This window comes from Pseudomonas sp. LBUM1678 (genome assembly GCF_059695575.1).
Genome location: NZ_CP166775.1, coordinates 198,480 through 217,108, shown reverse-complemented (window position 1 = coordinate 217,108; position 18,629 = coordinate 198,480). Strand labels below are relative to the sequence as shown.

Annotated in this window: 17 protein-coding genes; 3 read left to right on the top strand and 14 right to left on the bottom strand. The window is 59.8% G+C overall.

The features are described 5' to 3' along the window. Positions 1 to 30 precede the first annotated feature (30 nt). Genes ACA070_RS00965 through ACA070_RS00955 form a run of 3 tightly spaced genes read right to left on the bottom strand, consistent with a single transcriptional unit; the run spans position 31 to position 5,269 of the window. On the bottom strand, positions 31 to 3,105 hold the full coding sequence (locus ACA070_RS00965; protein WP_497449699.1) for an efflux RND transporter permease subunit: 3,075 nt from the start codon (positions 3,103 to 3,105) through the stop codon (positions 31 to 33). After that, positions 3,102 to 4,169, bottom strand: a complete 1,068-nt coding sequence (locus tag ACA070_RS00960) for an efflux RND transporter periplasmic adaptor subunit (protein ID WP_497449698.1) — start codon at positions 4,167 to 4,169, stop codon at positions 3,102 to 3,104. The genes ACA070_RS00965 and ACA070_RS00960 overlap by 4 nt, the downstream gene beginning before the upstream one ends. Then, positions 4,166 to 5,269 (bottom strand): efflux RND transporter periplasmic adaptor subunit, encoded by a 1,104-nt coding sequence (locus tag ACA070_RS00955; RefSeq protein WP_497449697.1) that lies wholly within the window; start codon positions 5,267 to 5,269, stop codon positions 4,166 to 4,168. The genes ACA070_RS00960 and ACA070_RS00955 overlap by 4 nt, the downstream gene beginning before the upstream one ends. Positions 5,270 to 5,578: 309 nt before the next feature. Between ACA070_RS00955 and ACA070_RS00950 the strand changes: the two genes are divergently transcribed. Next, positions 5,579 to 6,739 carry an AAA family ATPase gene (locus tag ACA070_RS00950; protein WP_497449696.1) on the top strand — a complete coding sequence of 387 codons (1,161 nt, stop codon included), beginning with the start codon at positions 5,579 to 5,581 and terminating at the stop codon, positions 6,737 to 6,739. 135 nt (positions 6,740 to 6,874) lie between these two features. Here ACA070_RS00950 and ACA070_RS00945 read toward each other — a convergent pair whose 3' ends face one another. The 8 genes from ACA070_RS00945 to ACA070_RS00910 all read right to left on the bottom strand — a co-directional run bounded on the left by ACA070_RS00945 (position 6,875) and on the right by ACA070_RS00910 (position 14,571). Beyond that, on the bottom strand, positions 6,875 to 7,738 hold the full coding sequence (locus tag ACA070_RS00945) for a transporter substrate-binding domain-containing protein (protein ID WP_497449695.1): 864 nt from the start codon (positions 7,736 to 7,738) through the stop codon (positions 6,875 to 6,877). After that, complete coding sequence (locus tag ACA070_RS00940) at positions 7,735 to 8,517, bottom strand: amino acid ABC transporter ATP-binding protein (RefSeq protein ID WP_497449694.1); 783 nt, start codon at positions 8,515 to 8,517, stop codon at positions 7,735 to 7,737. The genes ACA070_RS00945 and ACA070_RS00940 overlap by 4 nt, the downstream gene beginning before the upstream one ends. Next, positions 8,514 to 9,173 carry an amino acid ABC transporter permease gene (locus ACA070_RS00935; RefSeq protein WP_497449693.1) on the bottom strand — a complete coding sequence of 220 codons (660 nt, stop codon included), beginning with the start codon at positions 9,171 to 9,173 and terminating at the stop codon, positions 8,514 to 8,516. Before ACA070_RS00935 ends, ACA070_RS00940 begins: the two co-directional genes overlap by 4 nt. Beyond that, complete coding sequence (locus ACA070_RS00930; RefSeq protein ID WP_497449692.1) at positions 9,154 to 9,819, bottom strand: amino acid ABC transporter permease; 666 nt, start codon at positions 9,817 to 9,819, stop codon at positions 9,154 to 9,156. The genes ACA070_RS00935 and ACA070_RS00930 overlap by 20 nt, the downstream gene beginning before the upstream one ends. A gap of 613 nt (positions 9,820 to 10,432) precedes the next feature. Then, positions 10,433 to 11,215 carry a MetQ/NlpA family ABC transporter substrate-binding protein gene (locus ACA070_RS00925; RefSeq protein ID WP_064675356.1) on the bottom strand — a complete coding sequence of 261 codons (783 nt, stop codon included), beginning with the start codon at positions 11,213 to 11,215 and terminating at the stop codon, positions 10,433 to 10,435. Positions 11,216 to 11,471: 256 nt separating this feature from the next. Next, positions 11,472 to 12,401 carry a sigma 54-interacting transcriptional regulator gene (locus ACA070_RS00920; protein ID WP_497449691.1) on the bottom strand — a complete coding sequence of 310 codons (930 nt, stop codon included), beginning with the start codon at positions 12,399 to 12,401 and terminating at the stop codon, positions 11,472 to 11,474. A 58-nt stretch (positions 12,402 to 12,459) separates the two neighbouring features. Next, entirely contained in the window at positions 12,460 to 13,041 is a 582-nt protein-coding gene (locus ACA070_RS00915; RefSeq protein ID WP_497449690.1) for an alpha/beta hydrolase, read from the bottom strand. Positions 13,042 to 13,497: 456 nt separating this feature from the next. Continuing rightward, on the bottom strand, positions 13,498 to 14,571 hold the full coding sequence (locus ACA070_RS00910; protein WP_497449689.1) for a fatty acid desaturase: 1,074 nt from the start codon (positions 14,569 to 14,571) through the stop codon (positions 13,498 to 13,500). Between the two features lie 100 nt (positions 14,572 to 14,671). On the opposite strand from ACA070_RS00910, the gene ACA070_RS00905 reads away from it, so the two are divergent. After that, positions 14,672 to 15,676 (top strand): AraC family transcriptional regulator, encoded by a 1,005-nt coding sequence (locus ACA070_RS00905; protein WP_497449688.1) that lies wholly within the window; start codon positions 14,672 to 14,674, stop codon positions 15,674 to 15,676. Between the two features lie 145 nt (positions 15,677 to 15,821). On the opposite strand, the gene ACA070_RS00900 is transcribed toward ACA070_RS00905, so the two are convergent. Both ACA070_RS00900 and ACA070_RS00895 read right to left on the bottom strand, forming a co-directional pair. Then, complete coding sequence (locus ACA070_RS00900) at positions 15,822 to 16,187, bottom strand: response regulator (RefSeq protein WP_497449687.1); 366 nt, start codon at positions 16,185 to 16,187, stop codon at positions 15,822 to 15,824. A gap of 70 nt (positions 16,188 to 16,257) precedes the next feature. Beyond that, complete coding sequence (locus tag ACA070_RS00895) at positions 16,258 to 16,944, bottom strand: Crp/Fnr family transcriptional regulator (protein ID WP_497449686.1); 687 nt, start codon at positions 16,942 to 16,944, stop codon at positions 16,258 to 16,260. Positions 16,945 to 17,028: 84 nt separating this feature from the next. Here ACA070_RS00895 and ACA070_RS00890 point away from each other — a divergent pair, with 84 nt between their 5' ends. Continuing rightward, a complete protein-coding gene (locus ACA070_RS00890; protein ID WP_497449685.1) occupies positions 17,029 to 17,547 on the top strand; it encodes an Mpo1 family 2-hydroxy fatty acid dioxygenase in 519 nt (172 codons plus the stop codon). Positions 17,548 to 17,637: 90 nt separating this feature from the next. Here the strand turns inward: ACA070_RS00890 and ACA070_RS00885 are convergent, their stop codons facing one another. Next, complete coding sequence (locus tag ACA070_RS00885) at positions 17,638 to 18,627, bottom strand: sulfate/molybdate ABC transporter ATP-binding protein (RefSeq protein ID WP_497449684.1); 990 nt, start codon at positions 18,625 to 18,627, stop codon at positions 17,638 to 17,640. Positions 18,628 to 18,629 lie beyond the last annotated feature (2 nt).

Sequence of the window (18,629 nt, the reverse complement as noted above, 5' to 3'; positions counted from 1 at the left end):
GTCAGTCCCCTCTACCCCCTGGGGAGAGGGTTAGGGTGAGGGGTGGGTCTCAAGCCGATCACCTTTCTTCGGCTCGCGGATTTTGTACCAGGCGACGTAAAGCGCCGGCAAAAACAGCAGCGTCAGCAACGTCGCAATAATGATCCCGCCAATCATGGCGTACGCCATCGGCCCCCAGAACACTTCCCGGGCAATCGGGATCATCCCCAGGCTGGCCGCCGCTGCGGTCAGCAGAATGGGCCGGCGCCGATGCTCCGTGGCCTGCGCCACGGCATCCCAAGGTGAAACGCCCTCTTTCTCCAAGGCATCGATCTGGGTCACCAGAATCACCGAGTTGCGGATGATGATGCCGATCAGCGCCAGAATCCCCAGGATCGCCACAAAGCCCATCGGCGTGCCCGTCGGGATCAGCGCCAGCACCACGCCAATCAAGCCGAGCGGCGCGACGCTGGCCACCAGGAACAGCTTCTGCACGCTGTGCAGCTGGATCATGAGGAAGGTCGCCATGAGGAACAGCATCAACGGCACCACTTTGGCAATCGGCCCCTGGGCCTTGCCGCTTTCCTCCACCGTACCGCCCGTGGCGACCGAGTAACCCACCGGCAAACTGGCGGCGAATTTATCGATGTCGGGTTTGAGCTGTTTCACCAGATCAGTCGGCTGAATCTCATCACGCACCGCCGCCTTGATGGTGATCGTCGGTTTACGGTCGCGGCGCCAAACCAGCGGTTGCTCCAGTTCATAGCGCACCGTGGCGAAGGCCAGCAGCGGAATCGAGGTGCCGCTTGGCGTGACGATCTGCAAATTTTGCAGGGTTTCCGGCGTGCCGCGTTCCGCGTCCACCGCGCGGCCCACGACGTTGATCAGGTAGATATCGTCATCGACCTGAGTGACCGGCGAACCGACCACGATGCTGTTCATCAGGTTGGCCACGTCTTCCGACGACAGCCCCAGTTGCCGCGCCTTGTCCTGAGCGATGTCGATGCGCAGGACTTTGCCCGGTTCGTTCCAGTCGTAAATGATCTCGCCGATGTGCGAGTTCTTGTCCAGCTCGGTGGCCAGGGCAATCGCGTGCTTGCGCACCTGATCGATGTCCTTGCCGCTGACCCGGTACTGAATCGGGCGACCGACCGGCGGGCCCATTTCCAGCGCCTGGACGTAACTGCCGATGCCGACAAAATCTTTGCGCAGCCGTTCGCGCAAGCGCTGACTGAGGGCGTTACGCGACTCCAGGCCTTTACTGACGATCACCAATTGCGCGTAGTACGGGTTTTGCAATTGCTGGTCGAGAGGCAGGTAGAAACGGATCGCACCCTCGCCGATGTATGTGCTCCAGCGCACAATGTCCGGGTCGTCCTTGAGGGTCGCTTCGAGCTTGTCCACAGCCTTTCGGGTTTCGGCTATGGAGGCGTTTTGCGGCAGATTCAGGTCGACGAGGATTTCCGGGCGGTCCGAGGACGGGAAGAACTGGTTCTGCACGAACTGCATGGAAAACACCGACGCGACGAACAACGCAATCGTGATGCCGATGGCCCACCAGCGGTTGCGCATCGCCCAGAGCATGCCGTAATTGAACGCACGGCCGATACGACCCGGCTCGGCGGAATGAGGCTTCACGTTGGCGCTGAGGATGTGCACGCCGATCACCGGGGCGAACAACACCGCAACAATCCACGACACCAACATGGCCACGGCGATCACCGCAAACAGGGTGAAGGTGTACTCGCCCGCCGAGCTGGCGTTCAAGCCGATGGGCACGAACCCGGCCACCGTCACCAACGTACCGGTGAGCATCGGGAACGCCGTGGAGGTGTAGGCAAACGTCGCCGCCTGCTCTTTGGTCTCGCCCATTTCCAGGCGCGTGACCATCATCTCGACGGTGATCATTGCGTCGTCCACCAGCAGGCCGAGGGCGATGATCAGCGCGCCAAGGGAAATCCGCTGCATGGTGATGCCGCTGTATTCCATGAAAATGAAAACCATCGCCAGCACCAGCGGGATCGAGCACGCCACCACCAGCCCGGCGCGCACACCGAGGCTGACGAAGCTGACGATCAGCACGATCACCACCGCTTCGAACAAGGCACTGGTGAAGCCGCCAACGGCTTTTTCCACCACTTCGGCCTGATCGGAAACCGTGTGTACACCGACGCCCACTGGCAAGTCGGCGGTCAGGTCGGTCATGCGCTGGTGCAACGCCTTGCCGAACTCCTGAATGTTGCCGCCCTTCTTCATGGCGATGGCGAGGCCGATGCCCGTGCGGCCGTTGAAACGGAATTCCGGGGTCGCCGGGTCAACGTAGCCACGGCTGATCTCGGCGATGTCGGCCAAGCGGTAGAAGCGATCATTGAGCCGCAGGTTGACGTTGGCCAGGTCTTTCTCGGAAGCGAACTGCCCCGAGGTGCGCACCGAAATGCGCTCGGGACCTGCCTCGATCACACCGGCCGGGGTCACTGAGTTCTGGGTTTGCAGGCTCTGCACAACCTGGCGCTGATCGATGCCCAGCGCCGCCAGTTTCCGGGTGGAGAAATTCAGGTAGAGGACTTCGTCCTGCTCACCGACCATCTCGACCTTGCCCAGCCCCGGCACTTCCCGAATTTCGGCGCGGACCTGTTCCACGTAATCGCGCAACTGGCGCATCGACAAGCCGTCGGCGGTAAAGGCGTAGACCGAGCCGAACACATCTCCGAATTCATCGTTGAACCCCGGCCCCTGCAAGCCTTGAGGGAAGTCGCCGCGAATGTCGTTGATCTTCTTGCGCACCTGGTACCAGATTTCCGGAATGTCCTTGGCGCTGGTGGTGTCGCGCAGGTTAACGAACACCGTCGATTCGCCGGGCCGCGTATAGCTTTTCACGTAGTCGAGCGAATCAAGTTCTTCGAGCTTTTTCTCGATGCGGTCCGTGACCTGCTTGAGGGTTTCTTCCTGGGTCGCACCCGGCCAGCGGGTCTGAATGACCATGGTTTTGATGGTGAACGACGGGTCTTCCTCGCGGCCCAGGTTCATGTACGAGAACACGCCCATCAGCAGCGCGACGAACATCAAATACCAGACAAACGACTGATGCTTGAGGGCCCATTCGGATAAGTTGAAACTCCCTTTCATTGTGGGCCGTCCTCGTCGATTTTCACTTTTTGCCCGGGTTTCAGGCTGTTCACACCGGCGCTGACCACCCGCTCACCGGACTTCACGCCACTGGCCAGGATCATCGTTGAGTCTGTGCGGCTGACCAGGCTGACGTCTCGTGGGGCGACGGTCTGGGCCTGCGTATCGATGACCCAGATGCGGGTTTTGCCATCGACTTCCTGAAGCGCGCTCAAGGGCAATTCAATGCGCGGTTTGATCGCGGAGCTGAGGGTCACGCTGATCGCGGTGCCCAGGCGAAAACCTGTTGGTGTGTCTGTCAGGGTCAGGCGAGCCCGGCGGGTACGGGTCGCACTTTGGGCCTGGGGCTCGATTTCACGAACGATGGCGGTGGTGGTGATGCTCGGGTCCAGTTGGGCCGCGACTTGAAACACGACGTCGGTCGGCAGTTGGTCGACCAAGGTGTCCGGCAGGTCGATCACGGCTTCCTTGATGTCCGGCTGCGCCAGGGTCACCACTTGCTGGCCGGCGGTGACGACTTGCCCGGCTTCGGCATTCCACGCGGTGACCACGGCTTTGTGATCGGAGCGCAGTTCGACGTAGTTGAGCTGGTCCTTGGCCTGATCGACCGCCGCCTGCGCTTGATCGAGGGAGGCCTGGGTGGTTTTGAGGTCTGTCTGTGCGATATCGAGTTGCGCCTGGGCGCCGACGCCACGATCGAACAATTCCTTTTGGCGCCGGGCGTTGGCCTGGGCGTTGATGAGTTGCGCCTGGACGCTGGCCAGATTGCCCTGGGCGGAACGCAACTGGTTTTGCTGATCGGTGGGGTCGAGCGTGGCGAGTAACGCGCCCTTTTCAACTTCGGCACCGACATCGACGTTACGGCTGGCGATACGTCCCGGCACACGGAACCCGGTATTGCTTTCATAGCGGGCCTGGATGCTGCCGGCGAAGCGGCCGAGATTTTCCTCATCCAAAGCCTGGACCTTGACCGATAGCACCGGGCGTACCGGCTCCGGTGGTGGTTCTTTTTTCGAGCAGGCCGTCAGCATCACCGCGGTGCACACCAGTAACAGACGCTTCATGGCTGGGTTTCCACTGCTAAATCCTTGTAGGTGTTTTCGGCGATTTCGACTTTCACGCCGGGGTGCAGTAACTGACCACCCGCGATGACGACTTTTTCGCCACCCTGCAAACCGGCGCTGATGATCACTTTGCCGGTCAGGTAGCGACCGACCGTGATGGTGTGCAGTTGTGCCTTGCCCTCACCGTCCACCAGCCATACCGCCGGATCGCTGAGGTTTTTGGTCAGCGCCGACCACGGCAATTCCACGGCGGACTTGCCCGGCGTCTTCGCCGTGGCGCTCACCACCGAGCCCAATTGCATGCCTTCGGGCAGTCCGTCGAGGGTGACTTTGACTTGCACGGTGCCGGTCTGCGCGGACACCGCCGGGGTGATTTCCCGAACGGTGCCGGTGGTTTTGATCGCCGGGTTGTCGAGCAGGCTGACCACGATGGTTTTATCCTCCGGCGCCTCGGCCAGCAGCGATTCGTAAACGTTGAACACCGCGTCGCGCTCACCATCGCGCGCCAGGCTGAATATCGGCACCGTCGCCTGCACCACTTGGCCGACCTCGGCCTGACGCGCCGTAATCACGCCCGGCGCATCGGCAATCAGCGCGGTGTAGCTGAGTTGTTCGCGAGCGTTGGCGAATTGCGCCTGGGCAGCGGTCAACGCACTCTGACTGCTGCGCAACGCGGCTTGGGCGGAATCGTATTCGCTTTGGCTGGTGTAGCCCTTGGGCAAGAGTTTTTGCTGACGAACGAAAGCGGCGGCGGTCTGTTTGACCCGGGCCTGCTCGGCGACGACCTGGGCCTGGGCCGAGTCGACGTTGGTCTGCAAGTCCTTGGGATCGAGTTTGGCCAGCACTTGTTTGGCCGACACCCGGTCACCGACATCGACCATGCGCTGAATGATCTTGCCGCCCACGCGGAACGACAATTCGGTCTGGACCCGGGCCTGAACGTCGCCGGTGAGCGTCACCGACGCGGCGTAATCCTTGGGTTTGACCTCCTGGACGAAGACCCGTGGGCGGTCCTTCTCGACCGGTTTCTTATCGCCGCACGCGGTCAGCAGGGCGAGGAGGCTCAGGCCAACCACTATTTTCAATCCGGGACCAGCCATGCAGACTCCTTTGCGTTGTACGGACGTGCCAATGGCGATACGACTGTGAGCTTAGAACAGGGTTCCACGGGTGCACCTGACGGCTTCAAATAAAGCGATCACACCGTCATCCCCCTGTAGCAGCTGGCGAAGCCTGCGTTCGGCTGCGCAGCAGTCGTCAATCCGGCTTGCACATTCCGCCTGATACACCGCGTGCGCTGATTTTACGACTGCTGCGCAGCCGAACGCAGGCTTCGCCAGCTGCTACAGGGGACCACAGTGTTTGTGACGATAAGGCAAACTGGCGGCCTCTGCAGCAGGAAGCTTCCCATGCTCAAAACCCTCGCGGTGGCCAATTACCGCTCGATCAATAAATTGGTGATTCCGCTGGGCCGGTTGAACCTGATCACCGGCCCCAACGGCAGCGGCAAATCCAACCTCTACCGTGCGTTGCGGCTGCTGGCGGAAACCGCTCAGGGCGGTGTGGTCAATGCATTGGCCCGGGAGGGTGGGCTGGATTCGACCTTCTGGGCCGGGCCGGAAAACATCAGCCGACGTATGCGCAATGGTGAAGTCCCGATCGAGGCGACCGTGCGCCACGGCGCCAAACGCCTGCGCCTGGGGTTTGCCGGTGAGGATTTCAGTTATTCGATCTCGCTGGGTTTGCCGGAGCCGAGTCTGTCCGCGTTTTCCCTGGACCCGGAAATCAAAAAGGAATGCATCTGGAATGGCCCGTTTTACCGCCCGGCCAGTCTCATGGTGGAACGTAACGGCCCGATGATCCGCGCCCGGGCCGGTCGCGACTGGGACGTGCTGGCCCAGCACACGCCGAATTTCGACAGCCTGTTCGATCAGGTTGGCAGCTTCCGTACCTCGCCGGAAGTCATGCAACTGCGTGAGTTCATCCGCCGTTGGCGCTTCTACGATCACTTTCGCAGCGATGCCGACGCACCGGTTCGCCAACCGCAACTCGGCACCCGCACGCCGGTTTTGCATCACGATGGTCGCGACCTCGCCGCCGCGTTGCAGACGATTCGTGAAATCGGCGACCCCGAGGCGTTGCGGTCGGCGATCAGTGACGCGTTCCCCGGTGCGCGACTGAATATAGCGCCGTTGCAGGGCGGGCGGTTTGCGATTGAGTTTTTCCAGGAAGGGCTGCTGCGGCCATTATCGGCCGCCGAACTGTCGGACGGGACGTTGCGTTATTTGCTGCTGGTGGCGGCACTGCTGACGCCTCGGCCGCCGACGCTGATGGTGCTGAACGAGCCGGAAACCAGTTTGCACCCGGACCTGTTGCCGGCGTTGGCGCGGTTGATTATCCGGGCATCTGAGCAGTGCCAGGTGTGGGTGGTTTCCCATGCGCGGCGGCTGATCTCGGCGTTGCAGGAAGATCCGGAATGCAATTGCATTGTGCTGGAAAAGAACCTCGGCCAGACCGGGATTGTGGGGCAGCGGTTGCTGGATGAGCCGGCGTGGTATTGGCCGGATTGATTGGCGCCTGAACCACCGCTATCGCGAGCAGGCTCACTCCCACATTTAGACCGCGTCCGCCGGAGCAACTCGGTCAAATGTGGGAGCGAGCCTGCTCGCGATGGCGGCCGAAAAATCACCGCAAAGGTTGAAGAATCACCCCTGCCACTTCCCACCCTCGACAATCACGCTCTCTGGCTTGGTGTCATCGCTCAGCTCTTTACGCACATATTGGTCGTAAAGCTTCAGCAAGTACTTCTCCTCACCCAGCTTCGCCAACTCGGCATTCACCCAATCACGCAGTTCGATATTGCCCTTCTTCACCGCCGGCGCAATCGGTGCTTCTGCGCCCAACGTCTGGGTCAGCACTCGGTAGCCAGGGTTCTGTTTGGCCCAGCTGAACAACACCAGATTGTCCTGTGCATAAGCATCGCCACGCCCATTGGCCAGCGCTTGCAGCGACTCGGAGTTTTTCTCGAACTTCAGCAGTTTCCAGTCCGGGTGATTCTTGGTCAGCCAGATATCGGCCGTGGTGCCTGTGGTCACGATGGTGGTGCGAGTCGCCAGGTCATCGAGGTTTTTCACCCTGCTGGCTTGCGGAACCAGCGCCTGCACCGCGACCTTGAGGTTCGGGTTGGTGAATTCCACCGCTTCCTTGCGCTCCGGGGTCACGGTCATGTTGGCCAGGATCAGATCGACCTTGTCACTTTGCAGAAACGGAATCCGGCTGGCAGGTTCCACCGCGACGAACTCGACTTTGTTCTCGTCGCCCAACAGGTCCTTTGCGAATTGACGGCCGATGTCGGTATCGAAACCCACATAGCGTCCGGCCTCATTGACGAAACCAAACGGCGGTTTGTCGGTGAAGACGCCGACGATCAGCTTGTCCCGTGCCTTGATTTTTTCCAAGTAGCTGGCGGTGGCCGCAGGCTTGGCGGGTTCTTCGGTTTTGTTGCAACCGGCCAGCAACGCGAGGCCGAGCAGCGGGAGTAGCAGCAGTGAAGTCTTGGCAGTTTTCATAGCGGTTCCAGTTCCTTTGTTTGAGTCGTTTTGGGTAAAGCGGCGACGTAGGAGAACTTCTCCAGGAACTGCTGCGCTCGTGCGGTTTGCGGGTTCGTAAAGAAAATCTCGGGTGGGTTTTGTTCGAGGATTCGCCCGGCATCCATGAACACAATTCGGTCCGCCACGGCACGGGCAAAAGCCATTTCGTGGGTGACGATCAGCAGGGTCATGCCCTCGCGGGCCAGGCCCTGAATGACTTCCAGTACTTCCTTGACCATTTCCGGGTCGAGGGCGGCGGTGACTTCGTCGAAGAGCATGACTTTGGGGTTCATGCACAGCGAACGGACGATGGCGATGCGTTGCTGCTGGCCACCGGAGAGCTGACGCGGGAAGGCGTCGCGCTTGTCCAGCAAGCCCACGCGCGCCAACAAGGCTTCGGCCTGATCGCGAGATTCGCGGCGGTCGCGTTTCTGCACTTTGACCGGTCCTAGCAGCAGGTTGTCGAGCACGCTCATGTGCGGGAACAGGTGATAACTCTGGAACACCATACCGATCTGCTGCCGCACTTCGCGCCAGTCGGTGCCCTTGTCCAGCAACTCGCGGTCGTTGAATTTCAAACTGCCGCTGTGAGCGACTTCCAGGCCGTTGAGGCAGCGCAGCAAGGTGCTCTTGCCACAGCCGCTCGGGCCGAGGATGACGATCACTTCGCCTGATTTCACGTGCAAGTCGATACCGTCCAGCACTTGCTGCTCGCCGAAAAACTTGTTGAAACCCTTGAACTCGATCAATGCGTTCATGCTTGCGTCCAGCGCCGCTCCAGCACGCGCGAGGCGGCTGACAGCGGGTAGCAGATGAAAAAGAAAAACAGGAACAGCGCGCCGTAGATCAGCACGGATTCGTAGGTGCGCTCGATGATTTGCTGGCCGACCTTGATCACGTCCACCACGCCGATCAGCACCGCGAGGGAGCTGGTCTTGATGATGCGCGTGTAGACGTTGATGGTCGGCGGCGTCATGCGTTTCAGCGCCTGGGGCAGCAGCACGTAACCGTAGAGTTGCGCGCCGTTCAAGCCAATCGACAACCCCGCTTCACGCTGCCCGCGGGGCAACGAATGCAAGGCGCCACGCACCACTTCGCCGACTTCGCTGGCGCCCCACAGCGACAGCACCAGCACCGTGCACCAGAAGCTCGGAATGCTCAAACCGAAAAAAATCGGCAGGCCAAAAAACAGCAGGTACAGCCACACCAGCACCGGGATCGCCCGGAACAATTCCAGGTAGATCCGTAGGATCGCGTTCAGCCATTTGACGTTCAGCGTGCGCAATACGCCGTAGAGCACGCCGCCAACGGTGCTGATGGCGATGCTCAAGAAGGAAATCGACAGGGTTTGCGCCGCGCCCTTGCCCAGTTGCGGCAAGGACACCCAGAGCAATTCAAGACCCGAACTGGCCATGCTGGAGCCTCCTTTCCAGACGGCTGAGCAGCAGCGACAGCGGCAAGAACAACAGCACGCAAATCAGCGTCAGCACGGCGAGCATTTCGTAGGTTTTGTAGTACAGCGCGATGTAGCTTTTGGTGGTGTAGAGAATCTCCGGCACTGCCACCGCCGAGACCACGGTGGTCTCCTTGAGCAGGAAGATGAAATTGGCGAACAGCGACGGCAGGCTGAGAATCCCGGCTTGCGGCAGGATCACGTAGCGCAGCAATTGCCCGTGGGACAAGCCGATGGAGCGGCCGGACTCGAGTTGTGCCTGGGGCACGGCATCGACGCCGGCGCGCAGCACTTCGGTCAGGTAAGCGCCGCCGAGAAAGGTCATGGTGATAATCGCCGCGGCAAACCCCGAGACCTTGATGCCCAGTGCCGGCAAGGCGAAGTACACGAAGAACAGCTGGATAAGCAGCGGCGTGTTGCGCGCCAACTCGACATAGAGGCCGACCAGCCGCTGCAGGTAGGGCGTGCGAAACACCAGAATCGTTGCGTTGTTCAGGGCCACCAGCAGCGATGTGCCGATGGCGATAAAGCCGACCTGCAGCGTCACGCCCACGGCTTTGAGAAACGCCGGCAGGGTGCTGAGGATGAAAGCGTAATCGAAGTTCATTGACCATCCTGGACGTCGCGGGGGTAAGCGACGGTGGTGCAGTCCATGGGCAGTGGATAACCGCCCGGCAGGCACCGACTTTAAAGGTATAAAAACAAGAATTTAAATACCGTTAAAGCATATTGATATCACGCAAAAAACTATCCGGCGGATTTGCCGGGGCGCAGGAAGACGACTATTTTCCTTGCAGCTGTAGGAGGGATCTTTTTTTCAAAAAGGCCCTCCAAGGACGCACAGCTTTTGGTCAGACTCCTGGCCGAACCCTCACAAGGAAGAGAAAAATGGCTGACGTGAAAGTGCCACAGCGGCTGGATCCGCAGGAAATCGTGAAATTGTTGGTGGCGTTGCGCCGGGCGCTGAAGGCCAGGGTGGCCTAACGCTCGTGAGGCGAGCAGATCACCTGTGGCGAGGGAGCTTGCTCCCGCTCGGCTGCGCAGCAGTCGCAAAATCAGTAATAGCGGTGAGCCTGAAGAAATGTCTGTGCAGGTTTTTAGGGTCGCTTCGCAACCCAGCGGGAGCAAGCTCCCTCGCCACAGGTTTCTCGAACGCAAAAAAACGCCGACGCTTTACCAGCCGTCGGCGCTCGAAACCTTGAAGGGGTTTACCTCGCGAATCAGAACGCCGGCAGTACCGCGCCGCTGTACTTCTTCTCGATGAATGCTTTCACTTCCGGGCTGGTCAAGGCTTTGGCCAGTTTCTGGATGGCAACGCTGTCCTTGTTGTCCGGACGAGCCACCAGGAAGTTCACGTAAGGCGAATCTGCACCTTCGATCACCAGCGCGTCTTTAGCCGGGTTCAGACCTGCTTCCAGCGCGTAGTTGGTGTTGATCATGTCCAGGTCGACCTGGTCCAGCACACGCGGCAGCATGGCCGATTCCAGTTCCTTGAACTTGAAGTTGTGCGGGTTCTTGGCGATGTCTTTCGGGGTGGCCAGAGCGTTTTTCGGGTCTTTCAACTCGATCAGGCCAGCCTTCTGCAGCAGGATCAGGGCACGGCCGCTGTTGCTGCCTTCGTTAGGGATGGCAATGGTCGCGCCGTCTTTGAGCTCAGCCAGGGATTTGACTTTCTTCGAGTAGCCGCCGAACGGTTCGACGTGAACGCCGATCACGGTCACAAGGTTAGTGCCTTTGCCTTCGTTGAAGCTTTTCAGGTACGGCAGGGTCTGGAAGTAGTTGGCGTCCAGACGCTTCTGATCAACCTGTACGTTTGGCTGAACGTAGTCGGTGAAGACTTTGATTTCCAGGTCCACGCCTTCTTTGGCGAGGGTCGGTTTGATCAGTTCAAGAATCTCGGCGTGTGGAACAGGGGTCGCCGCAACCACCAGCTTCTCGCCAGCCTGGGCCAGGCCCGCAGTCAGAGCAGCCGCCAGTGCGGTGAACAACAGAACCTTTTTCATGCAGTGTCCTTATCGAAAATCACGGTCGTCATCGACGACGGCTTGTTTAGTACGAGTGCCAGTGAAGTGCTATCGCTGGCGTGACGCGGACAATACCGGGATTTTTTATTCCCGAACAATATCTTTTATTCACTTTGATATTCCATTTTGTTCATACAGCTCTAGCCCGCGTGCTTTACCTGTAGGAGCGAAGCTTGCTCGCGAAGGCGTCATCCATGACACACCGCGTCGCCTGGTTCGCGAGCAAGCTTCGCTCCTACAGAAGCCCGGTCTGTTTGAGCAGTCGTTTCAAGGCTTCTTTCTCGGCGGCGGAGCCACTTCCGATGATCTGCTTGAGTTTCTGTTCGATCTGCACCAACGACGGCGGCGCCTCGGGCAGATTCAAATGCTCCGGCAATATCTCGTCACCGGTGCTGACCAGCAGCGCGAAGTGAATGACGTTTTCCAGCTCCCGGGTGTTGCCCGGCCAACTGTGCCGCTCCAGCACAAGCTGCGCAGCCTCGCTGATCAGCGGCACCGGCAGGTCGAGGCGCTGGCTGTAGATGCCGAGGAAATATTCGGACAGCGACAGAATATCGCCGACCCGCTCGCGCAACGCGGGCAGTTCGAGCTGGCCTTCGCTGAGGTAGTGATAAAGCCGTTCATGGAATTTTCCAGCCGCCACCGCTTGCGCCAGATCGATGCTGGTGGCGGCGACGAGGCGCACATCCACCGGGCTCGGCTGAGGCGCGCCAACGCGGGTGACTTCGTGATTTTCCAGGGCAGCGAGCAATTTGATCTGGATCGGCAGCGGCAAGTCGCCGATCTCATCCAGATAGAGTGTTCCACCGTTGGCCGAGCCGAACCAGCCAGCGCGGCTACTGGCCGCACCGCTGTAACTGCCCGCGGCATAACCGAACAATTCAGCGTCGGCATAGGTCGGGCTGATGGCGCCGCAATTGACGGAAACGAACAACCCGCCGCGATCACTCGCGCGATGGATGTGCCGCGCGAGCAATTCCTTGCCGCTGCCGGTCTCACCACGGATCAGCACCGAGATCGAGCGTGGCGCCAGTTGCTCCAGCTCCTGGCGCAATTGACGGGAGCGTGGATCGACAAACACCAGCGCCTTGGCGCGAATGCTGAGGGGGCTTTTTTCTGCGTCGGGGAACGTCAGCAGTGGCTGACCGAAGGCTTCAAAACTCATGGCAGACTCCCGCCCAAAACCGCCGGGAGACGGGGGCGATCATATAAAAAGAAAAGGTTCAGGCACGTCGCAGGGCGTGGTGTTCCATGCGGTTTTGCAGGCGATAGAGATAGGCAAAACCCTGCTCCCAGCGCTGGTGCCCGGACTTCACGTTGATGTGCCCGGCACCTGCCAGAATCCCCGCCTCGGCGCCCCAGTTGCAGGCCAGTTCAAGGGCTCGCGGCGCACTCACGGCGCTGTCGTTGTCGGAGCTGACCACCTGACTTGGGAAGGGCAACAAATGGCTCGGGATCGGTGCGAAGTTACGCAGCGCCGGCGAGCAGGCCGGGCGCTCGACGTCCGCCGGTGCGACCAGCAAGGCGCCGCGAACCTGACGCAAAAATTGCAGCGGTGCAGTGGCGGCCCAATGGGCGACCGTAATGCAACCCAGACTGTGCGCAATCAAGATCACCGGCGTACTGTCGGCGGCAATCGCCTCGGCCAGCGCCGCCACCCAATCTTCACGACGGGGTGTCAGCCAATCGGCCTGCTCCACCCGCGCGCTATTCGGCAGACTGTTTTGCCAGTGGCTTTGCCAATGATCTTCCGGCGATCCTTGCCAGCCCGGCACAATCAGGTAGCGAATTGATTCGTTGTGCATGGGGGAACTCTCCTGCTGCGTGTCTGTTCCCGATCGAGTATAGGGAGGAGAGTTATATTCGTTAAGGAATAAGAAGCTATTTATTAAGACCTATATCGAATATACGAACAACTCCCTGTAGGAGCGAGCCTGCTCGCGAAGGCGGCCTCACATTCAACATTGATGGTGGCAGAAAGACCGCTTCGCGAGCAGGCTCACTCCTACAGGGTTTTGTGTTTTGCCGGCATAAAAAAAGGGACCGCACCCTGCCAAGGAGACGGCCCCGGAAACTCAAAATCTGTTAGCGCTGATCAACCTCGCTGGAATGTGATGATTGGCTGAAACGGTTATCTATTAAAGGAATATTTAATTACTTTATTAGGCCGAAATTGCATATGCCAATCACTCCTTGCTTCACAACGTAACGTCCCTTTGGGTCAAATTGATGACCGGCGTTTGAGTTTCCGAGTGCATCGATCAAGCCTGAGCGGCACGAACCTCCTGCACCTCTGTTGTTTCCCCACGCACAAACCGGTTCGCCCGCCCAAACGTCCCGAAATCATTGAACCGCACGCCCATCTCGCGCATCACCTTATGCGCCACCGGCACGGTCATCTGGCGGATGTAAAACGGCTCCTTCACCACAAAGTGATGAATCCCGTGGCTGCTGCCGAAGTTGAAGCAGAACGCCTGCATCGGCCACATCCACCAAGGGTTCAGCACCTGGGTTTGCTGAATCACATTCCCCGGCTCCACGTCACCGTAGTAGTGCATGTTGGAGCTGACAAAGTGCAGGCAAAACGTGCGCAACACGTTAGGGCCGATGATCAACACAGCCGCGATGTCGATCACCTGCATCACCGCCAATGTCGTCGCCGACCATTCGATCGGTGCCCCCAGCAGATAGGCAACACCATTCGCCGCATGGAAACCGAGGAACATATACCACGCCCCCCAATGCACCAGCGCCAGCGGCGCGTAGACTTTCAGTGCGCGCTTGATGATGCTGAGCTTATGAGTCCAGGTCTTGGCTCGCAGCATGCGAATGAACGCCGACATCACGTTATCGCCGACCATCAGCAGCCGCGCAAAACCCCAAGGCTCGCCGTTGGTGATCGCGCGTTCCTCCATGTCGGCTTCCGTACCGGACACCTTGTGGTGGTTGAGGTGCAGATGCCGGCGAATCCACGGATTGATCGTGCTCGGCCGCGCCAGCCACACCAGGCCCATCATCAGATTGTGCGGCACGCGCTGCTTGCGAAAGTACATGCTATGAATCAGGTCGTGTTCCAGCTCGTGGGTCAACGAGGCGAAAAACGCATTGAGCAGCAGGCACACCCACCAGGCCATGTGCCCGGTCATGTAGAGCGCCGCTGAACCAATCATTCCAGCCAGTGCGAAGGCCAGAATGCCCGCGCCCATCGCGTCTTGATGGTTGAGAATCGGGTAGCGTTTGCGCAGTTCGACGCCTCTGGCCAGCACCACTTCGCGAATATGCGCTGATCGTTGAGCTGCATTCAGTCGCTGGGGACTTGCAGAAGTACCGTCCATGCTTCCATCCTCTGGTTATTGATGTTCGCATCCTGCCTTGTGAACCCTCACAACGCGGTAGCCGTGAACGCCAACCTGTTGACCGGAAGCGCCAATCAGCATGACTGAACCGACCTCCCTCGCCAGCTGGACCCGTGCCCTGCGCAAGCAACTCGATGCGCTGGGCCTCGACAGCACCGCCCTGTGTCAACAGGCGGGGCTCGACCCGCAATTGATGGACGACCCGAACGCCCGTTACCCGTTGTCGGGCACCACGCGCCTGTGGGAAATCGCGGTACAGGTCAGCGGCGACCCGGCGATTGGCTTGCGGGTGTCGCGTTTTGTCAGCCCGACTACGTTTCATGCACTCGGTTATGCGCTGGTGGCCAGCGGAAGTCTGCGCGAAGTGTTCGAACGCATCGTGCGTTATCACCAAGTGGTCAGCGATGCGCTGGAACTGGAGCTGACCCGCGCCGAGGATCGCTACCGCTTTCGCCTGAAAATCCCCATAGGCAACCCCGCACCGGCGCTGGAGGCCATCGACGCGTTTGCCGCGATTTACGTGCGCACCTGCCGCAATCGCCTGGGCCGCGACTATGCACCGCTGGCGGTGTACCTGCGCCGTCCCGAACCTGCCGACCCGCATCAATGGCACAAGGTCTTTCGTTCGCCGGTGTATTTCGCCGCCGACGAAGACCGACTGGAATTTGCGCTCGTGGACTTCGACAGTCACCTGGACGACGCCAACCCGGAACTGGCCGAACACAACGAAGCGGTGCTCAAGCGCACCCTGGCGCAACTCAAACCGCTAACCTGGGAACGCAAAGTCCGCGATGCCATTGAAGAGCAACTGCCCGAAGGCGAGCCCAGCGCCGAGCACATCGCCAAGGCCCTGCACCTGAGTTTGCGCAGCCTGCAACGGCACCTGGCGGACGAAGGCTGTCGATTCGACACGCTGCTCAATGAAAGCCGCGAAAACCTGGCGCTGCTGCACCTGCGTGATCCGCAATGCTCGTTGAGTGAGATCAGTTATTTGCTGGGGTTCGCCGATACCAGCAGCTTCAGCCGCGCGTTCAAACGCTGGACGGGGATGACGCCGGGGCAGTTTCGGGATGGGTTGCGGTAAAGGATCCGGGAGGTGTGTTGCCTGGTCTGGCCTCTTCGCGGGCAAGCCTCGCTCCTACAGGAAATTCGTCAATCGTGAGTACTACGCTGACCTGTAGGAGCGAGGCTTGCCCGCGAAAGCGATAGTTCGGACATCACAGAACCCACTACCGGCCACGATCCCGCCGCAACAACTTGCGCACCCGAGCCACCAATTCACTCACGGCAAAAGGCTTGAGCAAGTAATCATCCTCATGCAACTCCAGCCCGCGCAGGCGATCTTCGATGCCATCTTTTGTCGTCAGGAACAGCACCGGCGTGTCGCCGAGCTTGCGGATCTGTTGCTGCAACTGCCAGCCGTTGAGCCCCGGCAGCATCACGTCGAGGATGATCATTTCGTATTTGCCGGACTCGATAAAGCGCCGGCCGTCCATTCCATTAAGCGCCACGTCGACCGTATAACTCGCCTCGTTCAGGCCTTTGGCCAGGCGTTTGGCGATCTCCGGTTCGTCTTCTACTAACAGCACACGCATTGCACACCTCGATTGTCGTCGTCACAGGCTAGGCGCGTTCGCGGACAAAGCCCATCAATAACGCTGTGTTTTAAAAAATCGCCAGTGCCCGCAACCGCTCGGCATCGACAATCTCGATCTCGCCGTACTTCAAATTCAGAATCCCCTGCCCTTGCAAGTCCTTGAGGATCTGGTTGGTGGTCTGGCGCGACAGCGACAACATCGACGCCAGTTGTTCCTGGGGCAATTGCAGCACCCGGCGCGGCGGATCGAATTCGCCGTAACCCTTGGCAATCATCAGCAAGCGATGAGCCAAGCGTGCCGGGGCGGGCATCAGGCTCAGCTGTTCGAGGCTGATGAAGGTCAGGCGCAGTTTGTGGCTCATCAGCAGCGCGAGTTGCCGCCAGTACACCGGTTGCTCATCGAGCAACGCCAGCAGCGCAGCCTGCGGGATGTGCAGCAGGGTGCACTGGCCCACGCCAAAGGCATCGTGGGTGCGTGGCTGGCCGTCGAACAGACAGATTTCGCCGAACCAGTGGGGCGATTCCACGAGGCTCAACAACGCTTCCTTGCCCTGCTCGCTGACCGCGCCGATGCGCACCGAGCCTTCGAGCACCGCGTACAACCCGCACGGCGGATCACCGCGTTTAAACAGCAGCTGCCCCGTCGATAACCGCCGCACCCGGGCCGCAGCCAGCAGACTATCCTGTAAGGGAACAGGCAAATGACTGAACCACTGCCCCGACTCCAGGCGCGCACGCCAAACCTGCATGTCCATGAAAACTCCTGGAGATTGTCGCCTGCCTGACAGAGCGAAAGGTGAACCCGAGGCATGATCAACCACCCTACAGGAGGAATAACAATGAAAAGCCTCGTTGACCATCTCAGTCAATACGCCGCTTACCACCGTGACCCGCGCAATATTGCCAGCCACTTTATCGGGATTCCGTTGATTGTGGTGGCGGTGGAGGTATTGCTGTCGCGGCCGCAATGGGGTGAAGGCTGGGTTTCGCCGGCGGTGCTGGTCGCACTGGCATCGGCGTGGTTTTACCTGCGCCTGGAGGTGCGGCTCGGGGTGTTGATGACCTTGTTGCTGGGGCTGTGTGTTTGGGCGGGTCAGGTTCTCGCGCAGCAAAGTACGCTGGTGTGGCTGGCGAGCGGGATCGGGATGTTTGTGGTGGGGTGGGCGATTCAGTTTGTCGGTCATCATTACGAAGGGCGCAAACCGGCGTTTGTCGATGATGTGACGGGGTTGATTGTCGGGCCGTTGTTTGTGGTGGTTGAGTTGGCTTTTTTGCTGGGGTTGCGGCGGGATTTGAAAGAGCAGATTGAGGCGCGGGTAGGGGGCGTTCGGGTCAATCCGAAGCGCGCTGCTGCATAGGACGCCATCGCGAGCAGGCTCGCTCCCACACTGGATCTATGGCGTACATAGAACCCCTGTGGGAGCGAGCCTGCTCGCGATGCTTTTGCTTTAGAGGTTGGCGAGTTTCTGCCAGACCTTTGGTTTGAAGAACAATGTCTCGCCCTTCGCCAGGCCGATCAGGCTGTCGTGATCCTTCACCACTTCAGCTTCGATCAACTCACTCTGGCCTTCGACCTTCAACGTCACCCGAGTCGTCGCGCCCAACGGACGGATATCGCGCACTTCGGCCGCGTGGTGATCCTCCAGCTCATGCCGCGACAGCGACACTTCGTGCGGGCGGAACAGCACGTGATTGTCTTCACCCAAATGCAGACGGTTCGAATCACCGAGGAAGTGATAAACGAAATCGCTGGCCGGGTTTTCGTAGACATCGCCCGGTGAGCCGATCTGTTCGATCACGCCTTTGTTCATCACCACGATACGGTCGGCGACTTCCATGGCCTCTTCCTGGTCGTGGGTCACGAATACCGAGGTCAGGTTGATGTCTTCGTGTAGCCGCGCCAACCAGCGACGCAGTTCCTTGCGGACCTTGGCGTCGAGTGCACCGAACGGTTCGTCGAGCAGCAGGACTTTCGGCTCGACCGCCAGGGCACGGGCCAACGCGATGCGCTGCCGCTGACCACCGGAAAGTTGCTCCGGGTAGCGATCAGACAGCCAGTCCAGTTGCACCATGTTCAGCAGTTCATGAACCTTCACCGCGATCTGGCTTTCGCTAGGGCGCTGGTTTTTCGGTTTCATGCGCAGGCCGAACGCGACGTTGTCGAACACGGTCATGTGGCGGAACAATGCATAGTGCTGGAACACGAAACCGACGTTGCGATCACGCACGTCATGGCCGGAAACGTCTTCACCGTGGAACACGATGTTGCCCTTATCCGGGGTTTCCAGGCCGGCGATGATCCGCAGCAGCGTGGTTTTACCGCAACCCGACGGGCCGAGCAGCGCCACGAGCTCGCCGCTTTGAATGTCCAGGCTGATGTTGTCCAGCGCCTTGAACGCATTGAAATTCTTGCTGACGTTACGCACTTCGATCGACATGA

What these genes read in the sequence shown, in the direction of transcription:
- ACA070_RS00920 (WP_497449691.1), bottom strand. Translation starts at nt 12,401, where the DNA reads ATGAGTTTTGAAGCCTTCGGTCAGCCACTGCTGACGTTCCCCGACGCA.
- ACA070_RS00885 (WP_497449684.1), bottom strand. Translation starts at nt 18,627, where the DNA reads ATGTCGATCGAAGTGCGTAACGTCAGCAAGAATTTCAATGCGTTCAAG.
- ACA070_RS00965 (WP_497449699.1), bottom strand. Translation starts at nt 3,105, where the DNA reads ATGAAAGGGAGTTTCAACTTATCCGAATGGGCCCTCAAGCATCAGTCG.
- ACA070_RS00930 (WP_497449692.1), bottom strand. Translation starts at nt 9,819, where the DNA reads ATGAACTTCGATTACGCTTTCATCCTCAGCACCCTGCCGGCGTTTCTC.
- ACA070_RS00900 (WP_497449687.1), bottom strand. Translation starts at nt 16,187, where the DNA reads ATGCGTGTGCTGTTAGTAGAAGACGAACCGGAGATCGCCAAACGCCTG.
- ACA070_RS00940 (WP_497449694.1), bottom strand. Translation starts at nt 8,517, where the DNA reads ATGAACGCATTGATCGAGTTCAAGGGTTTCAACAAGTTTTTCGGCGAG.
- ACA070_RS00915 (WP_497449690.1), bottom strand. Translation starts at nt 13,041, where the DNA reads ATGCACAACGAATCAATTCGCTACCTGATTGTGCCGGGCTGGCAAGGA.
- ACA070_RS00910 (WP_497449689.1), bottom strand. Translation starts at nt 14,571, where the DNA reads ATGGACGGTACTTCTGCAAGTCCCCAGCGACTGAATGCAGCTCAACGA.
- ACA070_RS00935 (WP_497449693.1), bottom strand. Translation starts at nt 9,173, where the DNA reads ATGGCCAGTTCGGGTCTTGAATTGCTCTGGGTGTCCTTGCCGCAACTG.
- ACA070_RS00960 (WP_497449698.1), bottom strand. Translation starts at nt 4,169, where the DNA reads ATGAAGCGTCTGTTACTGGTGTGCACCGCGGTGATGCTGACGGCCTGC.
- ACA070_RS00890 (WP_497449685.1), top strand. Translation starts at nt 17,029, where the DNA reads ATGAAAAGCCTCGTTGACCATCTCAGTCAATACGCCGCTTACCACCGT.
- ACA070_RS00905 (WP_497449688.1), top strand. Translation starts at nt 14,672, where the DNA reads ATGACTGAACCGACCTCCCTCGCCAGCTGGACCCGTGCCCTGCGCAAG.
- ACA070_RS00895 (WP_497449686.1), bottom strand. Translation starts at nt 16,944, where the DNA reads ATGGACATGCAGGTTTGGCGTGCGCGCCTGGAGTCGGGGCAGTGGTTC.
- ACA070_RS00945 (WP_497449695.1), bottom strand. Translation starts at nt 7,738, where the DNA reads ATGAAAACTGCCAAGACTTCACTGCTGCTACTCCCGCTGCTCGGCCTC.
- ACA070_RS00955 (WP_497449697.1), bottom strand. Translation starts at nt 5,269, where the DNA reads ATGGCTGGTCCCGGATTGAAAATAGTGGTTGGCCTGAGCCTCCTCGCC.
- ACA070_RS00950 (WP_497449696.1), top strand. Translation starts at nt 5,579, where the DNA reads ATGCTCAAAACCCTCGCGGTGGCCAATTACCGCTCGATCAATAAATTG.
- ACA070_RS00925 (WP_064675356.1), bottom strand. Translation starts at nt 11,215, where the DNA reads ATGAAAAAGGTTCTGTTGTTCACCGCACTGGCGGCTGCTCTGACTGCG.